15 protein-coding genes are annotated in these 17,710 nt (G+C 70.2%); 9 read left to right on the top strand and 6 right to left on the bottom strand.

All coding sequences use genetic code 11. The features are described from left to right. The first annotated feature begins 158 nt into the window (after positions 1–158). On the top strand, positions 159–1,547 hold the full coding sequence (locus ACZ5J1_RS01470) for a right-handed parallel beta-helix repeat-containing protein (RefSeq protein WP_464561853.1): 1,389 nt from the start codon (positions 159–161) through the stop codon (positions 1,545–1,547). A gap of 38 nt (positions 1,548–1,585) precedes the next feature. Here the strand turns inward: ACZ5J1_RS01470 and ACZ5J1_RS01475 are convergent, their stop codons facing one another. From ACZ5J1_RS01475 to macS, 3 genes are all read right to left on the bottom strand, one after another. Next, a complete protein-coding gene (locus tag ACZ5J1_RS01475; protein ID WP_464561855.1) occupies positions 1,586–2,401 on the bottom strand; it encodes a hypothetical protein in 816 nt (271 codons plus the stop codon). A gap of 177 nt (positions 2,402–2,578) precedes the next feature. Beyond that, positions 2,579–3,211: a response regulator gene (locus tag ACZ5J1_RS01480; RefSeq protein WP_464564669.1), complete on the bottom strand. Its 633-nt coding sequence runs from the start codon at positions 3,209–3,211 to the stop codon at positions 2,579–2,581. A gap of 32 nt (positions 3,212–3,243) precedes the next feature. After that, positions 3,244–4,392, bottom strand: a complete 1,149-nt coding sequence (macS, locus tag ACZ5J1_RS01485; RefSeq protein WP_464561856.1) for a MacS family sensor histidine kinase — start codon at positions 4,390–4,392, stop codon at positions 3,244–3,246. Between the two features lie 87 nt (positions 4,393–4,479). Between macS and ACZ5J1_RS01490 the strand changes: the two genes are divergently transcribed. Further along, positions 4,480–6,210: an aminotransferase class I/II-fold pyridoxal phosphate-dependent enzyme gene (locus ACZ5J1_RS01490; RefSeq protein WP_464561858.1), complete on the top strand. Its 1,731-nt coding sequence runs from the start codon at positions 4,480–4,482 to the stop codon at positions 6,208–6,210. A 9-nt stretch (positions 6,211–6,219) separates the two neighbouring features. Here the strand turns inward: ACZ5J1_RS01490 and ACZ5J1_RS01495 are convergent, their stop codons facing one another. After that, positions 6,220–8,856 (bottom strand): bifunctional FO biosynthesis protein CofGH, encoded by a 2,637-nt coding sequence (locus ACZ5J1_RS01495; protein WP_464561860.1) that lies wholly within the window; start codon positions 8,854–8,856, stop codon positions 6,220–6,222. Positions 8,857–8,928: 72 nt separating this feature from the next. Between ACZ5J1_RS01495 and ACZ5J1_RS01500 the strand changes: the two genes are divergently transcribed. Continuing rightward, the gene (locus tag ACZ5J1_RS01500) at positions 8,929–10,389 is read left to right on the top strand and encodes an MFS transporter (protein WP_464561862.1); all 1,461 of its coding nucleotides are present in this window, start codon (positions 8,929–8,931) and stop codon (positions 10,387–10,389) included. A 15-nt stretch (positions 10,390–10,404) separates the two neighbouring features. On the opposite strand, the gene ACZ5J1_RS01505 is transcribed toward ACZ5J1_RS01500, so the two are convergent. Then, positions 10,405–10,881, bottom strand: coding sequence for a MarR family winged helix-turn-helix transcriptional regulator (locus ACZ5J1_RS01505; protein ID WP_464561864.1), 477 nt, complete (start codon positions 10,879–10,881; stop codon positions 10,405–10,407). Positions 10,882–10,942: 61 nt separating this feature from the next. Here ACZ5J1_RS01505 and ACZ5J1_RS01510 point away from each other — a divergent pair, with 61 nt between their 5' ends. From ACZ5J1_RS01510 to ACZ5J1_RS01535, 6 genes are read left to right on the top strand one after another with little or no spacing between them, the layout of a single operon-like run. Then, positions 10,943–11,404 (top strand): FAD synthase family protein, encoded by a 462-nt coding sequence (locus ACZ5J1_RS01510; protein WP_464561865.1) that lies wholly within the window; start codon positions 10,943–10,945, stop codon positions 11,402–11,404. After that, on the top strand, positions 11,401–12,972 hold the full coding sequence (locus ACZ5J1_RS01515; RefSeq protein ID WP_464561868.1) for a class I SAM-dependent methyltransferase: 1,572 nt from the start codon (positions 11,401–11,403) through the stop codon (positions 12,970–12,972). Before ACZ5J1_RS01510 ends, ACZ5J1_RS01515 begins: the two co-directional genes overlap by 4 nt. After that, a complete protein-coding gene (locus ACZ5J1_RS01520) occupies positions 12,972–13,226 on the top strand; it encodes a DUF6752 domain-containing protein (protein WP_464561870.1) in 255 nt (84 codons plus the stop codon). The genes ACZ5J1_RS01515 and ACZ5J1_RS01520 overlap by 1 nt, the downstream gene beginning before the upstream one ends. After that, the gene (locus ACZ5J1_RS01525; RefSeq protein ID WP_464561872.1) at positions 13,227–14,807 is read left to right on the top strand and encodes a LicD family protein; all 1,581 of its coding nucleotides are present in this window, start codon (positions 13,227–13,229) and stop codon (positions 14,805–14,807) included. After that, positions 14,807–14,992, top strand: coding sequence for a DUF6752 domain-containing protein (locus ACZ5J1_RS01530; RefSeq protein ID WP_464561874.1), 186 nt, complete (start codon positions 14,807–14,809; stop codon positions 14,990–14,992). The genes ACZ5J1_RS01525 and ACZ5J1_RS01530 overlap by 1 nt, the downstream gene beginning before the upstream one ends. A 1-nt stretch (position 14,993) precedes the next feature. Continuing rightward, positions 14,994–16,559 (top strand): class I SAM-dependent methyltransferase, encoded by a 1,566-nt coding sequence (locus ACZ5J1_RS01535; RefSeq protein ID WP_464561875.1) that lies wholly within the window; start codon positions 14,994–14,996, stop codon positions 16,557–16,559. Here ACZ5J1_RS01535 and ACZ5J1_RS01540 read toward each other — a convergent pair. Then, complete coding sequence (locus tag ACZ5J1_RS01540; protein WP_464561877.1) at positions 16,543–17,574, bottom strand: hypothetical protein; 1,032 nt, start codon at positions 17,572–17,574, stop codon at positions 16,543–16,545. The genes ACZ5J1_RS01535 and ACZ5J1_RS01540 overlap by 17 nt on opposite strands. Positions 17,575–17,710: the final 136 nt, after the last annotated feature.

Here is a 17,710-nt window from a genome sequence, read left to right on the forward strand (position 1 = left end):
TCTGGTTCGGGAGATCCCGAATTTTGGTGAAAGCCGCGGGGAAATCTTCGTCCCCCAGGTTGGGGACCGATTCCCCGATGGCGTGGCCCCACTGTTTTAGTGCTGCCGCGTGCCACCGGTCACTCGGGCCGGCACACGAAGAGAAGGTAGTTGGTTTCATGGTTTCGCTCTTGCGTACTTTTGTTCTTGCGCTGACCGCGCTCGCCGTCGTCGTCGCAGGTGGTGCTGCCGCCGCCGTGGCAGGTCACACCGACCGGCCGGTGGCGTCCCACGTCAGCCTGGCCAAGCAGGCGAAGCTGAAGTGCGGACCGGCGCTGAAGGGGAAGAGCCGCAAGGCCGTCAAGGCCCGGGCGTGCCGCCGCGAGATGTGCACCGACCTGACCAAGCGCGCCGCCAAGCGTGCGCCGGCTGCGCGTGCGGCCCGGATCGCCAAGATCCGCAAGCAGGTCCCGTGTGCGAAGGTGAAGCGCTCCGCCGCCGCGGCTTCGGCCACGAACAGCGAGCGTCGTCCGTGGTGGCAGCAGCTGCTGCCGACCCCGACCCCGACTCCCGTCGTGACGGCAAAGCCGACCCCCACCCCGACTCCGGTCCCGACTCCGACTCCGGTCGTCACCCCGACGCCGACTCCGACTCCGGTCCCGACCCCCACTCCGACTCCGGTCGTCACCCCGACGCCGACCCCGACTCCGGTCCCGACCCCCACTCCGACCCCGAAGCCGACTCCCACGCCGACGCCGACCCCGGTCCCGACGCCGACGCCGAGCCCCGTCGCTCCGGTCTCCAGCACGCCGAACGCCACCAACACCGGTGTCCCCGCTGGTACCGCGCTCACCGTCTACAACGGTGACATGGTGATCACCACGGCCGGCACCGTGATCAGCGGCCTCGACGTCCGCGGCACGATCCAGGTCAAGGCGCCGAACGTGACGATCAAGAACTCGATCATCCGGTTCCAGCCCGGTGGCAAGAACATCGGCATCTGGAGCCTCTCGACCGGGCTCACCGTGACCGACGTCGAGATCGCCCCGACCAACCCGACCGCGGCTGACAACTACAACGGCGTCATGGGCTCCGGCTTCACGCTGACGCGGGTCAACATCCACCACGTCGTGGACTCGGTCCACATCGCCTCGACCAACCCGGTCGTGGTCCAGAAGTCGTTCCTGCACGACAACACCCACTGGCTCAACGATCCGGCCTGGAACGGCGGCCCGTCGCACGACGACAACATCCAGGTCGTCATCGGCAAGAACATCCGGATCACCGACAACACGATCTACGGCGCGTTCAACGCCGCGCTCATGATCAGCCAGGACAAGGGCGCTGTCACGGACCTCGTCATGAGCGGCAACGTGATCGGCGGCGGTGGCTGCAGCGTCAACATCGCGGCCAAGACCTACGGTCCGGTCTACGCGTCGTTCCTCAACAACAAGTTCAACCGCGACCAGCGTCTGAAGAACTGCGCGATCACGCGCGGTCCCAGCGACGTGCTGACGGTCACGGGGAACAGCTGGTCCGACAACGGCGCGGTCGTCGCCGCGACCTGATCCCCGTCTGACGGCATCCATCGCCGATCGAACCGGCATCACACGATCCCGGTTCGGTCGGCGATGGTCATTTCGTCCGCCTCGGGAGTCGAGCCGATCAGGCTGACCAGATCGGCGATCTCCGGCTCCCCGGTCCGAGCCACCTCGACGAACCGCTCACCGTGGCGCCGCCAGATGCCAGCGCGCGGCGGTGTGTCGCGGAGTCGCGGGTTGTCGACCAGCATCAGGTGACCGCCCTCGGGCAGCGAGTCGCGCAGCGCGACGAGCGCGCGGGTCAGGTCCGCGTCGTCGAAGTAGAGCCGCCGCAGCAGGTTGGCCACCTTGATCACGTCGGGTGCCTCGCCCTCCCAGGGCGTGAACACGTCGTGCACCCGGGCCTCGACGCGAGGGTCCATCCGGATCCGGTGGCGCACGTCGGGGTTGAGCAGGAGCACGTCGCGAGCCCGGGGACGTTCCCGCTCGGCACGACGCAGGACGCGGGCGTACAGCCGCGCGACGAGCCGGGACAGCGACGGCCAGGCCGCGAACCGGGGTCCGGCCACGAGGACCGGTGTCCCGGTGCTGTCCCAGAACACCGTCCGCCGGCCGACGTCGACCGCGCTGAGCATCAGGAAGAGATCGGCGATCGTGTAGCTCGCGAACCGCGGCAGCTGGTGGATCAGGTCGAGCGACGTGGACCCGTCCGAGGCGCCGATGTCGACGATCCGAGCCCGGGTGAGGTCGACGTGGTCGATCAGCAGCCGATCGGTCTCCGGATGGCGCTGCGAGCCGGTGATCTTGATCGTGCCGCCGACGTAGACCGATGACATCGCCTCGCGGAAGGTCTGCGGGTCGACGTCCGGGTCCAGCATCACGCGTGGATCGACGCGGAAGAAGCGTCGGAGCGGCTTCAGGCCCTCAATTCCGCGGGGCCAGCGCCCGCGAATGGGTCTGATCGGCAGCTGCACCTCTGGAGCGTACGAAGGTCAGACCCGGCCGTTCCGGCTCTGGCACTGGATGTCCCCACATCGAGGTACGGGGCAGGGTCGAGGTCAGTCGCCCTCGAGTCCACGCTCGATCGCATAGCGGGTCAGCTCGACCCGGTTGTGCATCTGGAGCTTCCGGAGGGTGCTTTGGACGTGGTTCTGCACGGTCCGGTGGGACAGCACGAGGCGTTCGGCGATCTGGCGGTACGACAGTCCCTTCGCCACGTACGTCAGGACCTCGGTCTCGCGGACGGTCAGGTTCTCCGCGGACCTCCCGGTCTGCGGTTCGGTGGAGATGCGTTGGAACTCCCCGAGGACCAGGCCGGCGAGGCCCGGGGTGAACACGGGGTCGCCGGTCGCGACCCGATGAACGGCCTCGAGGAGCTCTTCCCGCGAGGCTGACTTCACCAGGTAGCCCGTGGCCCCTGCCTTGACCGAGGCCAGCACGTCGGCGTGGTCGGCCGAAGCGGAGAGGACGAGGATGCGGACGTTCGGATCCTGTCGGGTGGTCCGGGCGATGACCTCGATGCCGTCCGGCGCCGGAATCTGGAGGTCGAGGACGATCACGTCCGGCCGGGCCGCAGGGAAGCGTGCCAGCGCCTCGGTGCCGTCGCTGGCCACGGCCACCACCTCGTGGCCGGCTCGGGTCAGGTCGTTCTCCACAGCGTCGCGCCACATCGGGTGGTCATCGACGACCATCACCCGGATCGAGGCGGGGTTCTCGGGCCGGGTCACGAGGGAGTCCTCGTTGCTTGCCGGGCAGCCGTGGGGACGGTGAGCTCCCACTCGGTGCCGAAGGTGCCGGTCGTCAGCACCGCCGTGCCGCCCAGGCTCTCCACCCGACCGCGGATCGACTCGGCGATGCCCAGGCGTCCGTCGGCCACGGCGGCGGCCTCGCGTCCGGGCGGAATGCCCGGACCCTCGTCGCGGACGGAGATCTCGATGCTCCCGGCATGCAGCTGGACGAGCACCCAGGCCTGACTGTCCTCTCCGACGTGCCGGGTGACGTTGTCCAGGCAGGCCAGCACGGCGGCGAGCAGCTCCTCAGCGGTGTCGCTGGGGACCTCCACCGGAGTTCCCGGTGTGGAAACGATGACGTGTGGCGGGCGCTCCAGGTCGGCCAGCACCGCGGTCAGGTCGGTGGTCCCCTTCGGGCTGCTCGGAGAGCTCTGTGTCCGGATCAACCGGCGAAGCTCCCGCTCCTGCTGTCCGGCGAGCTCGCCGAGCTCCTCGGCTGGTCCGCCCAGCTCGCGACCACGTCGCTGGACGAGGGCGAGGACCTGGAGCACTCCGTCGTGCACGGCTCTGGCCAAGCGGGCTCGCTCCGCTGCGGCGGCCGCGGCGTGCTCGGCCGCCTCCCGTTCGACGGCCATCGCCTGGAGGGAACCGCACAGGTAGCCGACGATCACTCCGCTGAGCACCAGCAGGAACGCGTTGTTGTAGTCCGTCTGGCGGATGACCTCGCGCTGCGAAAGGTCGGCGACGGCCAGGAGGACTCCGGCACCCAGGCCCCCTCGCCAGTGGTACCGGATGGCCCATGCCAGGAGCGCGCAGATGATCCACGAGCTGGGCACGGTCGCCCGGAAGTCCGCGCCCTTCACCAGGGGCGTGATCAGGATCAGGCCGACTGCGAGCGTCAGATCGGCGATCAGCAGCCAGGTCGTTCGTCGCTCCGCCCTGCTGTACGCCCACGTGGCGAACGCGGTCCATCCCGCCATGACAGCGACGCAGCTGACCATGGCGACCGGATGCTCAAAGGTCCCCCGCCGGTAGATCGTCAGTCCGACGACGTTGAGCAGGGCGATCAGCCGCAGCACCGCCAGCGCTCCGAACAGACGGTCCTCCACGGCGGTGACGGTGGAGGGCGACGACGAGCTCACACGACGCAGTCTGGCACTCGGAGCGATGGCGAAAATGAGTATCCGTACGGATGCGCCACGTGGGCGCAGCACGTGAGTCTCGATGACATGACTGCCGGACTTCGCCTCCGCTCCGCCACGCCACGCGACCTCGACTGGATCCACGAGCTTCGCCACCAGGTCTACGCCGAGGAGCTGGGGCAACACCGGCCGGAGCCCTCCGGTCGGCTGCGGGACGGGCTCGACGGCGACAACGCCTACCTCGTGGCGGCCGACGGCGAGACGCCGATCGGCTTCGTGAGCGTGACGCCGCCGTGGGCCGGACGGTACGGATTGGACCGGTACCTCACCCGAGACGAGCTCCCGTTGCTCGACACCGAGGGTGTCTTCGAGGTCCGGATCCTCACCGTGGAGCCCGCGTGGCGCGGCGCAGGAGTGGCGCACCTGCTCATGTACGCGGCCTTGCGGTGGGCGTCGTCGCGGGGCGGGCGCGCGATCGTTGCGATGGGCAGGTCCGACCTGCTCGAGATGTACCGGGCCGTCGGGCTCGCTCCGGCAGGGCGGACCGTGACGTGTGGGGCCGCCGCGTTCGAGGTGATGACGGCCGTGATCGCGGAGGCCACCGCGCTGACGCTCGGACGCCATCGGGCGGCCCTGGAGGAGCTGCTCGCCGACGTGAGCTGGGAACTCGACATGGCCGCCGTGCCCCTGCCGGACGGTTGTGAGCACGGCGGCGCGTCGTTCACCGCCATCGGTAAGGACTTCCGGACGTTGGAGCGGCGCGGCCGGATCGTCGCCGCCGACGTGCTCGACGCCTGGTTCTCGCCAGCACCCGGCGCGCTCGCGGCGTTGAGCGAGGACCCCGCCTGGGCAGCTCGTACGTCGCCACCCTCCGACGCCGGCGGCCTGATCGACACGATCGCCGGTGTCCGGGGGATCCCGGCGGCCGCCGTGAGCGTCGGTGCCGGGTCCTCCGACCTGATCTTCCGCGCCTTCGCCCGCTTCCTGACCGCTGACAGCAGGGTCCTGCTGATGGATCCGGGCTACGGCGAGTACGCCCACGTCACCGAGCGCGTCATCGGCTGCCGGGTCGACCGGCTCCACCTCCGTCCCGAGGACGGCTGGCGGATCGATCCCGAGAGGCTGACCGCCGTCGTCGCCGCCGGCACCTACGACCTCGTGGTCGTGGTGAACCCGAACAACCCGACCGGACGGCACCTGCCGGCCGCCGACCTGCAAGCCGTGATCGATGCCGCCCCGGAGCACACCCGGTGGTGGATCGACGAGGCCTACCTCGGCTACGTCAGTCTCGAGGAGTCGCTGGCCGACCTCGCCGCGATCAACCCGCGCGTGGTCGTGTGCACGTCCCTGTCGAAGATGTTCGCCCTCTCCGGGCTGCGTGCGGCCTACCTCGTCGCTGAACCTTCCGTCACGGCGGAGCTGCGCCGCTGGACGCCGCCGTGGCCGGTCAGCCTGCCCGCGCAGATGGCAGCCGTGGCCGCCATGACGGACCTGCCCCACTACCTCGAGAGCTGGCAGCACACCCACGAGCTGAGAGCGAAGCTGGCCTCCGACCTCGCCGGCATCGACGACCGTCTCGTGGTCGACGAGGGCGCCACGAACTTCCTGAACCTGGTGCTGCCTCCGTGCGCCCCGAGCGCAGCGGCGTTCGTCGCCGAGTGCCGTCGCCACGACGTGTACCTGCGTGACCTGTCACCGATGTCCGCGTCGTACCAAGGGCGGACGGTCCGGGTAGCGGTGAGGGACGCCGAGGAGAACGCCCGCATCGTCACCGCCTGCCAGCTGGCCTTCACCCACTGGGCCTCACAGCCCTGGTAGCGATCGCGATCAGCCGCGCGTCGGCACGCCGTACGTCGTCGTGCGCTCGACCACGGGACGACCGATCCCGGCGGCGATCTCGGTGAGCTCGGCGACGGTCTTGGCCGAGCCGTGCTCGGAGCCGGCCATCCGGGAGATGGTCTCCTCCATCAGCGTGCCGCCGACGTCGTTGGCGCCGGCGTTGAGCATCGCGCGGGTGCCGTCGACGCCGAGCTTGACCCACGAGGTCTGGATGTTGTCGATCCGGCCGTGCAGCAGGATCCGCGCCATCGCGTGCACGGCGAGGTTGTCGCGCATCGTCGGTCCGGGCCGTGCCGCGCCGGCGAGGTAGATCGGCGACGACGTGTGCACGAACGGCAGCGGCACGAACTCGGTGAACCCGCGCCGTCCCTCGGCCAGGGAGAGATCCTGGATCCGCGACAGCACCCGCAGGTGGCCCACCCAGTGCCGCGGGTTGTCGACGTGGCCGTACATCATCGTCGAGGTCGTCGGGATGCCGAGCCGGTGCGCGGTCGAGACGATCTCGATCCAGGTCTTGGCGGGCAGCTTGCCCTTGGTCAGCACCCAGCGGACCTCGTCGTCGAGGATCTCCGCGGCCGTGCCGGGCAGCGAGCCGAGACCGGACTCGCGAGCCTTGATCAGGAAGTCCTCGATCGACAGCCCGGTCCGGGCGGTCCCGTTGACCACCTCCATCGGGCTGAACGCATGCACGTGCATCTCGGGCACCCGTTGCTTGACCGCGCTGACCAGGTCGAAGTAGCCGGTGGCCGGCAGCTCGGGATCGATCCCGCCCTGCATGCAGACCTCGGTCGCGCCGAGGTTCCAGGCCTCCTCGGCCCGATCGGCGACCTCGGTCAGGGTGAGCGAGTAGGCGTCGGCATCGGTCTTCCGCTGGGCGAAGGCGCAGAACCGGCAGCCGACGTAGCAGACGTTGGTGAAGTTGATGTTCCGGTTCACCACGTAGGTGACCGCGTCCCCGGAGACCTCCTGGCGGAGCGAGTCGGCCAGCGCGACGACCGCGTCGAGCAGCGGGCCCTCGGCGGTCATCAGGGTCAACGCGTGCTCGTCGGAGAGCTGGCCCGGGTCGGCCTCGGCCGCGCGCAGGGCGGCGACACCCTCGGCGTGCAGCACCGCCGGTGCGCCGGTGGTGAGAGCGGCCGAGCGGACCGAGTCCCAGTCGCCGTACACGGTGTCGAAGTCGTCGCGCCGGTCCGCGGTGCGTCCGGTGGTGTCGATCGAGGCGTGCAGGTCCGTGCGACCCCGCCCGGATCCGGAGCCGGCGAACCCGCCGTCCGGCTCCTGCCACGGCTGGCCGCTCGGGCGCGCGCCCTCGATCGCGAAGCCGTCCGCGTCGGCGAGAGCGCTGACGTGGCCGAGCACCCGCGGATCGATCCAGGCCTCGCCGCCAGTGAGGGACTTCGTCACGTACGTCGGGTGCACGGTCAGCCGCGGCCGCAGGTCGAGCCCGCTGGCGGCCGTGATCGAACGCAGCCGATCGATCGTCGGCCACGGCCGCTCGGGGTTCACGTGGTCGGGGGTGAGGGGCGAGACGCCGCCCCAGTCGTCCACGCCGGCGCCCAGCAGCGCCGCGCACTCGGCCAGGTCGACCAGGTTCGGCGGCGCCTGGATCCTCATCCGTGGCCCGAGCACCAGCCGGGTGACGGCGATCGCGGCGCGGTACTCGTCCAGGTCCAGGTCGTCGCGGTGCCGCATCGCGGTGTCGGGCTTGGCCCGGAAGTTCTGCACGATCACTTCCTGGATCGAGCCGAACCGCCGCGAGACCTCCCGGATCGCGAAGATCGTGTCGGCGCGCTCCTCCCGGGTCTCACCGATGCCGACGAGCAGGCCGGTGGTGAACGGGATCGAGAGCCGACCCGCGTCCTCCAGGGTGCGCAGCCGCACCACCGGGTCCTTGTCGGGGGAGCCGTAGTGCGCCGACCCCTTCGTCTCGAAGAGCCGTCGTGAGGTCGTCTCCAGCATCATCCCCATCGACGGGGAGACCGGCTTGAGCCGGTTGAGCTCCTCCCAGCTCATCACGCCGGGATTGAGGTGGGGCAGCAGCCCGGTCTCCTCCAGCACCCGGATCGCCATCGCGCGGACGTAGGCCAGCGTCGAGTCGTAGCCGCGCGACTCCAGCCACTCCGCCGCCTCGGGCCAGCGTTCCTCGGGCCGGTCGCCCAGGGTGAAGAGCGCCTCGAGGCAGCCCAGCGCGGCGCCCTCGCGGGCGATCGCGAGGATCTCGTCGGGGGAGAGGAACACCTCCTTGTCGTCGCGGGCCAGGTGTCCGGGGGTCGTCGCGAAGGTGCAGTAGTGGCACTTGTCCCGGCACAGCCGGGTGACCGGGATGAAGACCTTGGGGGAGTAGGTGACCACGCCGCGGCCGTCGACGACCCGGCCGGCCGCGACCAGACCGGCATCGCGGACCCGGGCCGCGGCCGCGGTGAGCCGGTCCAGCTCCTCGCCGGTCGCAGCCAGGAGTACGGCGGCCTCGTCCTGGTTCAGCGCGGCGCCGCGTTCGGCGCGGGCCAGGGCCCGTCGTACCTGCTGGGTGGTCACCGCTGCATCGCTCACGCGGGCCACCGTACTGGCCGAGGTGAGCACCGGGACCACGTGACGGTCGTCACGTCGATCCCGGGATACCGCCATCGCCGACGACGACCTATAGTTGCACCTTGCAACCGTATGCACGGTGCAACTAGATCGTCTGGAGAAACCCCCATGTCCCACCCTGCTGCCGCTGTCGCGCCGCAGAAGGCCGCGGCCTCGCCGCTGCTCGCCGTCATCACCCTCTGCCTCGGTGGCCTCGCGGCCGCGTTGACGCAGACCGTGGTGATCCCGATCCAGCCGGACCTGCCGGAGCTGCTGCACACCGACCCGTCCAACGCGACCTGGGTGATCACGATCACCCTGCTCACCGCGGCGGTCACCATGGTGGTCAGCGGCCGCCTCGGCGACATGTTCGGTAAGCAGCGGGTCCTGATCGGGAGCGCGACCATCCTGACGGTCGGCTCGGCCGTCTGCGCCCTGTCGGACTCGCTGACCCCGATGCTGGTCGGCCGCGGCCTGCAGGGTCTGGCGATGGGCTTCATCCCGGTCGGCATCTCCCTGATCCGTGAGATCGTCCCGCCGAAGATGGCCGGCACCGCCGTCTCGGCGATGAGCGCGACCATGGGTGTCGGTGGCGCCATCGGCCTGCCGCTGTCGGCCTGGATCGTCGGCTCGGCGAACTGGCACATCCTGTTCTGGATCTCGACCGGTCTGGCCGCCTTCATCGCGCTCCTGGTGATCGTCACGATCCCGCACGTCAACGACGCCCACCCGGCCAAGCTCGACGTGGTCGGGATCGTGCTGCTGACCGTCGGCCTGGTCGCCTTCCTGGTCGGCATCTCCAAGGGCAACGTGTGGGGCTGGACCGATCCCAAGACGATCGCCGGCATCGTCGGTGGTGTCCTCGTCCTGCTCGGCTTCGGTGCCTACGAGCTCCGCCAGGCCGACCCGCTGGTCGACCTGCGCACCAGCGCACGCCGCCCGGTCCTGATGACCAACCTGGCCGCGATCGCGATCGGTTTCGGCATGATGGCGCAGTCGATCGTCTTCCCGCAGCTGCTCCAGCTGCCGGCCTCCACCGGGTACGGGCTCGGCCAGACGATGCTGCACGCCGGCCTCTGGATGGCCCCGGGTGGACTGATGATGCTCGTCTTCGCGCCGGTCTCGGCCCGCCTGATCTGCACCGTCGGTGCCCGCACCACCCTGATGATCGGTGCCACCGTGATCGGTGGTGGCTACGTCCTGGCGTGCTTCCTGATGAACGCACCCTGGCAGATCATGCTCGCCGGCCTGCTCGCCAGCGCCGGTGTCGGGATCGGCTACGCCGCGATGCCGACCATCATCATGGACTCCACCCCGATGCGCGAGGCCGGCGCCGCCGTCGGCCTGAACTCGCTGTGCCGGTCGCTGGGCACCACCATCGCCGCCGCCGTGATGGGGGCGATCATGAGCAGCAAGACGATGGCGCTGGCCCCGGGGATCGACGTGCCGACGCAGGACAGCTTCGTGATCTGCTTCGTGATCGGCGGCTGCGCCGCCTTCTTCGGGGTGCTGCTCGCCAGCCTCGGCCGGGTCAAGCCGGCCGCCCCGCAGTCAACTCCGGAGCCGGAGCTCGTCGCCGCTCGCGACTGAGCCACGACCGCGACGTCAGGACGCCCTCGGCCCTTCCGGGTCGGGGGCGTTGTCGCGTTCGTGGGCGTCCAAGGCGTTGTTCAGGTCGGCCAGCGTGGCGACCAGCGTGGTCAGCCGGTCCCGTCCCACGGACTCGATGATCGCCTCGAAACCCTCCGCCTGGATGCCGCGGTCGTGCCGGAACGCGGCCTCGCCGGCCGGCGTCGGGATCAGCACCCGGCCGCGGCCCTCGCTGTTCAGCTCCCGGGTCAACAGGCCCCGGGTGACGCACGACTTCACCTGGCGGCTCACCGTGGACTTGTCCAGCCGCAGGAAGTCGCCGAGCTGGCTGGCGGTGCCCTGGTGGTGCTCGATCAGCGCGCTGAGGATCCGGTACGCCGACGGGTCGAGGACCGCTGCCGGGTCCGGGCGCACCGTGCGGCGCATCAGCCGGACCAGCTCACGGCTGAAGGAGCCGAGCATGTCGGTCTCCGCCGGTGCCTTCTGCCCCATGGGGTGATCGTAGGGCAGCCGCGATCCCGGAGTTCGTGCTCCGGGACGATACGCTGGCTCAATGAGTGAGGAGACCGCTGAGACCTCGGGCGAGACGAAGATCGTCGGCTATGTGCCTGGTGTCTTCGACCTCTTCCACGTCGGCCACCTCAACATGCTCCGGCAGGCGCGCAGCCGCTGCGACATCCTGATCGCCGGCATCGTCTCCGACGAGATGTGCGAGCTGGGCAAGGGCATCCGCCCCACCGTGCCGCTGGAGGAGCGCGAGGCGATCGTGGACGCGATCGGCATCGTCGACGGCACCTACGTCGAGACCAGCCTGGACAAGCGGGCCGCCTGGAACGACGTCCGCTTCGACCGGTTGTTCAAGGGTGATGACTGGAAGGGCACGCCGAAGGGCGCCAAGCTCGAGGCCGAGATGGCCGAGGTCGGCGTCGAGGTCTGCTACTTCCCCTACTCCATCCAGACCTCGAGCACCGCGCTGCGCCAGCACCTCAAGCGCGCTGCGGAGGCTGCTTCTTGATCGACGACCGGGGCGCGTTCCTCAAGGGGATCAACGCACGGACCCCGGCTGTCATGGTCTTCTTCGACGACCGCCACATCTGGTCCTTCACGCCCGCCACCGACGGCGTGCAGCGCCGTGGCGGCACCGCGATCACCTGGCCGCACGTGCTGCTGCCCTTCCTCACCGGCCCGACCCGGGTCCGGATCGAGGACGTCGCCGGCGAGGTCTACCTCGACGAGGAGCACCGCTTCGGCAGTGGCGAGGCCCGCGTCGACTTCCGGGACAAGGACGGCCACCCGTTGGCCATCGACAAGATGGGTCACCTGACCCGCTCCTTCGAGTCGACCGCCGACGAGATCAAGGCCGAGATCCTGGTCGGCACCCAGACCGTGATCCGCGAGCTGCGCGAGACCTGCGGGGTCGAGGCCTGGCTCGGGTACGGCGCCCTGCTCGGTGCGGTCCGTGAGGGCGGCATGATCGCGCACGACTCCGACACCGACGTCTGCTACACCAGCCGCCACACCGCGCCGGTCGACATCATCCGCGAGACCCACCTGATCGAGCGCCGGCTCAAGGCGCTCGGCTGGGACGTGCTGCGGATGTCGGGCGGCGACCTCAAGGTGATCTGGCCGCTCTCGGACGGCCGCAGCTGCCACATCGACGTGTTCTCGTCGTTCTTCATCAACGGCGACCTCTACATCCTGGGCGAGCACGGCGAGCCGTACCTCGAGAACGACCTGCTCCCGTTGAGCACCGTCACCCTCGACGGCTACGAGTTCCCGGCCCCCGCCAACCCCGAGGCGATGCTCGTCTATCTCTACGGAGAGGGCTGGCGGGTGCCCGACCCCGGCTTCTCGCCGACGTACGAGCCGGTCGTGATGGCCCGTCTCGACGGCTGGCTGCGCGGGTTCCGCGACCGGATGGGGGACTGGACGGTGCTGCTGCGCGGCACCGCCGGGAAGAGGTCGAAGGTCCCGCGGACCGGCTCGGAGTTCGCTGCCTGGGTCAACGACCAGATCGGTGAGGCCCAGCCCGTCCTCGACCTCGGCGCCGGCAACGGCCGCGACAGCATCTGGTTCGCCGAGCAGGGGCACAAGGTGCGGGCCTCGGACTACTCCCGGCGCTCGATCGTGGAGACCCGGGCGCTCAAGGTCGAACGCGGCCTGGACAAGGTGCGGGCGCGCCAGCTGATCCTCAACGAGCTGCGGCACGTGCTCTGGCAGATCGCCGAGTTCTCCCGGTGGCCGCACCACATCTACGCCCGGCAGCTGATCGGGTGCCTCGACGCCCCGGCCCGGCAGAACCTCTACCTGCTGGCCCGGACCACGACCCGGCGCGACAAGGCGCTGTGGCTGGAGTTCTCCGCCACCGCGCCCGGCGCCGCCGACCCGGCCCCGGCCGGCCTGGTCCAGCGCGTCGATCCGGCGCTGATCGAGGCCGAGATCATCGCTGCCGGAGGACGCGTCGACTACCGTGAGGTCGCACCCGGCGTCGATATGTTCGATAATCCAGACCCGGCCGTGGCGCGCATCAAGGCGACCTGGCCATCCCCATCCGCGGGTGCAGCAACGAAGGAGATTCACTGATGGCGAGCGCCAACAGCGAGAAGGCGAAGGGTTTCGCCCGCAAGGTCCGCGACCGCGTGCGGGGGACCAAGGCGTTCGAGGGCAGCCTGCGCGGCCGTGTGCTCGCGCTGGAGTCCGAGCTCGAGGCCGACCGCCAGCTGCACCGCAAGGTGGCTGAGCTCTCGGACGTCGTCGCCGAGCTCCTGGTGCCGATCCAGGACCGCGACGAGAAGCAGGTCCGCGCGATCCTGTCGCAGTACCGCAAGACGATCTAAGTGGCCCCCTCAGCGGGCGGAGCAGTGATCTCCGCCGAGGGGATCTGGCTGGCGCACGCACCGGACGAACCGGTCACCGTCGAGTTCGACGGACGCTACATCTGGTCCTTCACCCCGGTCCGCGACGGTCAGCCCCGGCGCGGCGGCGTCTTCATCGCGTGGCCGCCCAACCTGGTCCGCTTCCTCGACGGCCCGACCCGGATCCGGCTCACCGACGTCGCGGGTGAGCAGGAGTGGTTCGACGCCGAGCACCAGTTCGGCACCTCGACCGAACGGGTCGCGGTGGTCAACAAGGTCGGTCAGCCGCTCTCGGTGGACAAGGTCGGCCACCTCGGCCGCTCGTTCCTGGACACGCCGCTCGAGCTCAAGCAGCAGATCCTGCAGGCCTCCGTCGAGGTGCTCGACGTGCTCCGGGAGAAGGCCGGCGTCGACGCCTACCTCTGCTACGGCGCCCTGCTCGGTGCGGTCCGCAACGGCAAGATGATCGGCCACGACTCCGACGTCGACGTCTGCTTCTACAGCCACCAGACCACGCCGATCGACATCATCGCCGAGAGCTACCGGGTCGAGCGGATCGTTCGTGCCGAGGGCTGGGTCGTCACCCGGATGTCCGGCGGTGACATCAAGGTCGTGCGGATCATCGAGCGCGGCATCAAGGTGCACATCGACATCTTCGGCGCCTTCACGATCAACGACGTCTTCTACCAGTTCGGCAACCGGTCCGGCTCTTTCGACGCCGCCGCCGAGCTGCTGCCGCTGGGCACCATCGAGCTCGAGGGCGTCACGTTCCCGGCGCCCAAGAACCCCGAGGCGATGCTGGCCTTCGTCTACGGCCCGCACTGGAAGGTCCCCGACCCGTCCTTCGTGCACCGCGACAACCGGCACGGTGTCGCCCGTCTCGACGGCTGGTTCCGAGGGTTCCGTGACGACCTCGCCGCCTGGAACGACGTCTACGACCAGCGTGCCGGCCAGGTCCCCAAGACCCCGTCCGACTTCGCCCGCTGGGTGCACGAGCAGCTCCCTGCCGAGGACCAGATCGCCGACCTCGGCGCCGGCACCGCCCGCGACACCCGGTACTTCGCCCAGGCCGGTCGCAACGTCCGGGCGATCGACTTCTCGCGCCGGTCCTTCGCCCGCAGCCGCGCCGTGCCCGGCGAGGTCAAGGCCGACCAGACGATGCTCAACGAGCTGCGCCGCACCCTGGTGCTGGGCGCTCGGCTGGCGCGCAGCCCGCGCCACCTCTACGCCCGCCACTTCGTGGGTTGTCTCGACCAGGCCGCCCGCGACAACCTGTGGCGGCTCGCCTCGATGTCGCTGCGTGGCGGCCAGTCGCTGTTCCTGGAGTTCCAGGCGGCGGCCCCCGGCGCACCGACGCCGGACCCCGCCGGGCTGATCGCCCGGCTGCCCGTGGACGCCCTGGTCGCTGAGATCGAGGCTGCCGGTGGGCGTATCGACTACCGTGAGATCGGGGCAGGGGTGGACATGTTCGATGCCCCCGACCCGGCCGTGTGTCGCCTGCGGGTGACCTGGCCACAGGTCGCCCGGAGGGCGACCGGGCCTGTGACGAAGGAGAACATCTGATGGCCGCCGTCGAATCCCTGCGCGAGCGTGTCGCGCGGCTGGAAGCCGAGGTCGCGGACAACCGCGTGCTGCGTGCTCGCGTCGAGGAGATCACCGACCAGCTCGCCGAGATCCTGATCGCGATCGAGGACAAGGATCACGAGCGGGTCGACGCCCTCGTCGCTGCGCTGCGCGGATCGATCTGAGGTGGAGCGCCCCGAGATCGGGCGCGACGGTCTGAACCTCACCGGCGCGCCCGACGAGCCGCTGCTCGTCCATTTCGACGACCAGTACATCTGGTCCTTCACGCCCAGTCGGGACGGCACCCACGTCGGCATCGGCGAGAGCGCACGCACCCAGGTCTCCTGGCCCGCCGTGCTCAAGCCGTTCCTGCGCGGGACCACCCGGGTCCGGGTCGCCACCTTCGGTGACGAGCGGGTCGTGGTCGACGAGGAGATCGCCTTCGACTCCTCCCCCGACCGCGTCGCCTTCGTGGACGAGACCGGGGCGCCGTACTCGATCGACAAGGTCGGCCACCTGACCCGCTCCTTCGAGGAGACCTCCTCGGGGGTCAAGGCGGAGCTGCTCGACGCGACCCTGACCGTGCTGCGCGAGCTCAAGGAACGCTGCGGCGTCGAGGCCTACCTCTGCTACGGCGCGCTGCTCGGTGCCGTCCGGCAGGGCACCATGCTGGGCCACGACTCCGACGTCGACGTCTGCTACTACAGCGCGCACGACGCCCCGGTCGACCTGATCGCGGAGAGCTACCGGATCCAGCGCGCCCTGCGGGAGCTGGACTGGACGGTGCTGCGGATGTCGGCCGGCGACATCAAGGTGATCTGGCCGCTCTCGGACGGCAGCAGCGCCCACATCGACATCTTCTCCGCGTTCACGATCAACGACGTCTTCTACCAGTTCGGCAACCGGAACGGGTCGTTCGACGTCGAGGCCAACCTGCTCCCGCTCGGCACCATCGAGCTCGAGGGCGTCACCTTCCCGGCGCCGAAGGTTCCCGAGGCCATGCTCGCCTTCATCTACGGCGAGAAGTGGCGCGTCCCGGACCCCGGGTTCCGCTACCAGGACAACCCGCTCGGCACGCGTCGGCTCGACGGCTGGTTCCGCGGGTTCCGCACCGAGGTCCCGCTGTGGCAGCCGATCTTCAGCCCCCACGGGCTGGAGCGGATCCCGACCACCGGGTCCGACTTCGCGACCTGGGTGGCACCCCAGCTCGGCGAGGGCGACCAGGTGGCCGACCTCGGCGCCGGCAGCGGTCGCGACTCGTTCTACTTCGGCAGCCTGGGCCATCCCGTGCTCGCGATGGACTACTCCCGGCCCGCGATCGGATCGATGCGACGACGCAAGGAGGAGCTCGACGACCAGCAGGTCACCGTGGAGCTGCTCGTGCTCAACGAGGCCCGGCTGGTGATGGCGCTGATCGTCGCCCTGACCCTCGACCCGCACCACCTGTACGCGCGCGGCCTGATCGGCTCCCTCGACGAGGAGGCCCGGCGTCACCTGTTCCGGCTCGCCTCGACCACGCTGCGCAGCGGCGGGAAGAAGCTGTTCCTCGAGTTCTCCGCCGCAGTGGAGGGCGAGGAGCTGCCCGAACCCGGCCCGCAGGGACTGACCCGACGCTTCGACCCGGCCTGGTTGCAGGGCGAGATCGAGGCCTACGGCGGCACCGTGGAGCTCTGCGAGGTCGCCCCCGGGCTCGACATGTACGACGACCCGGACCCTGCCGTCGCCCGGATGCGGGTCAGCTGGAGCCGTTGAGGCTGTCGCCGTCGAGGAGGGCTCTGACCTCGGCGGAGGCGTAGAACGGCGCGAGCCGCTCGCGCAGCATCGCCTCCAGTGCGCCGGCATCGTGCACGGCCCGGATCGCCCGGACCAGCGCCGGCGTGAGGTCGGCGGCGACCTCGGCGTCGGTCAGGCCGAGATCCTCGATCAGCGACGCGATCGAGTGCTCGCCGTAGATCGCCAGGAACGCGTCCACGACCGCATCGACCAGGTCGAGCACCGGCTGCGCGGTCGCGCCACCGATCACCACGTCCTGCACCAGCCCGCCGATCCGGGCGGCCTCCTCGGCCGAGACCAGGTCGGCCAGCGGGGGCACGGGCTGGTCGGCGTACTCGTCGTAGACCGCCAGCACCGCCTCACGCAGGCTCGGCTCACGCAGGGTGTCGACGATGATCCGGTTGAGCCGGCGGGTGACGAAGCCGGCGCTGCGGGCGGCGGTCTCGCCGATCAGGGCGTCGATCTGCTTGTCGGCCACGCCGATCACCCGGCCGGCCGCGTTCGCCCCGAGGGAGACCAGCGACCCGACGCCCGGGATCTTCTCGGCCGCAGCCCGGTTGGTCGCGACCACGTCGTTGACGATCCGGCCCACGAACCCGGAGGCGATGGTGGCCAGCTGCGGGTTGGTGCTGAGCCGTTCGAGGAGCTGCTCGAGCGCGTCGGTCGATGCGGGCAGCGCCCCCAGCAGGTGCTCCAGGGACGCGCGATCGATCAGGTCCGCCGGAGTCGTCCCCGCCGGCGGTCCCTGCCGGACCAGGTCGGCGAGCATCTCGGTGACCGTGGCGGCGGTGACGCTCGGCGGCACCTGCGCCAGCAGCCGGTGCGTCACCCGCTTCACCTCGTCGCCGTCGACCACCGCGTCGAGCCGCGTCTGCGCCGAGGCTTCCAGCACGCTCCGCAGGTCGGCCTCCACCACCCCCACGAACCCCGGCCCGGTGATCTGCCCGATCAACCAGGCGACCTGCGCGTCGAGGAGCTGGTCGGCGAGGGTCACGTTCGGCAGCGTAGTGCGTCGATTTCGCCGAGATGGCCCGTCTGGTCCGCCGAGGTGGCCGGTCTGGTCCGCCGAGATGGCCGGTCTGGTCCGCCGAGATGGCCGGACTGGGACGCCGAATCAACGCCGATGTCGT

This window comes from Nocardioides sp. JCM 18999 (assembly GCF_055391175.1).

Bases quoted from the DNA above. Each gene is read 5' to 3' on its own strand.
- ACZ5J1_RS01510 (WP_464561865.1), top strand. From the start codon at position 10,943: ATGAGTGAGGAGACCGCTGAGACCTCGGGCGAGACGAAGATCGTCGGC.
- ACZ5J1_RS01520 (WP_464561870.1), top strand. From the start codon at position 12,972: ATGGCGAGCGCCAACAGCGAGAAGGCGAAGGGTTTCGCCCGCAAGGTC.
- ACZ5J1_RS01495 (WP_464561860.1), bottom strand. From the start codon at position 8,856: ATGGCGGTATCCCGGGATCGACGTGACGACCGTCACGTGGTCCCGGTG.
- ACZ5J1_RS01480 (WP_464564669.1), bottom strand. From the start codon at position 3,211: ATGGTCGTCGATGACCACCCGATGTGGCGCGACGCTGTGGAGAACGAC.
- ACZ5J1_RS01470 (WP_464561853.1), top strand. From the start codon at position 159: ATGGTTTCGCTCTTGCGTACTTTTGTTCTTGCGCTGACCGCGCTCGCC.
- ACZ5J1_RS01490 (WP_464561858.1), top strand. From the start codon at position 4,480: ATGACTGCCGGACTTCGCCTCCGCTCCGCCACGCCACGCGACCTCGAC.
- ACZ5J1_RS01505 (WP_464561864.1), bottom strand. From the start codon at position 10,881: ATGGGGCAGAAGGCACCGGCGGAGACCGACATGCTCGGCTCCTTCAGC.
- ACZ5J1_RS01500 (WP_464561862.1), top strand. From the start codon at position 8,929: ATGTCCCACCCTGCTGCCGCTGTCGCGCCGCAGAAGGCCGCGGCCTCG.
- ACZ5J1_RS01530 (WP_464561874.1), top strand. From the start codon at position 14,807: ATGGCCGCCGTCGAATCCCTGCGCGAGCGTGTCGCGCGGCTGGAAGCC.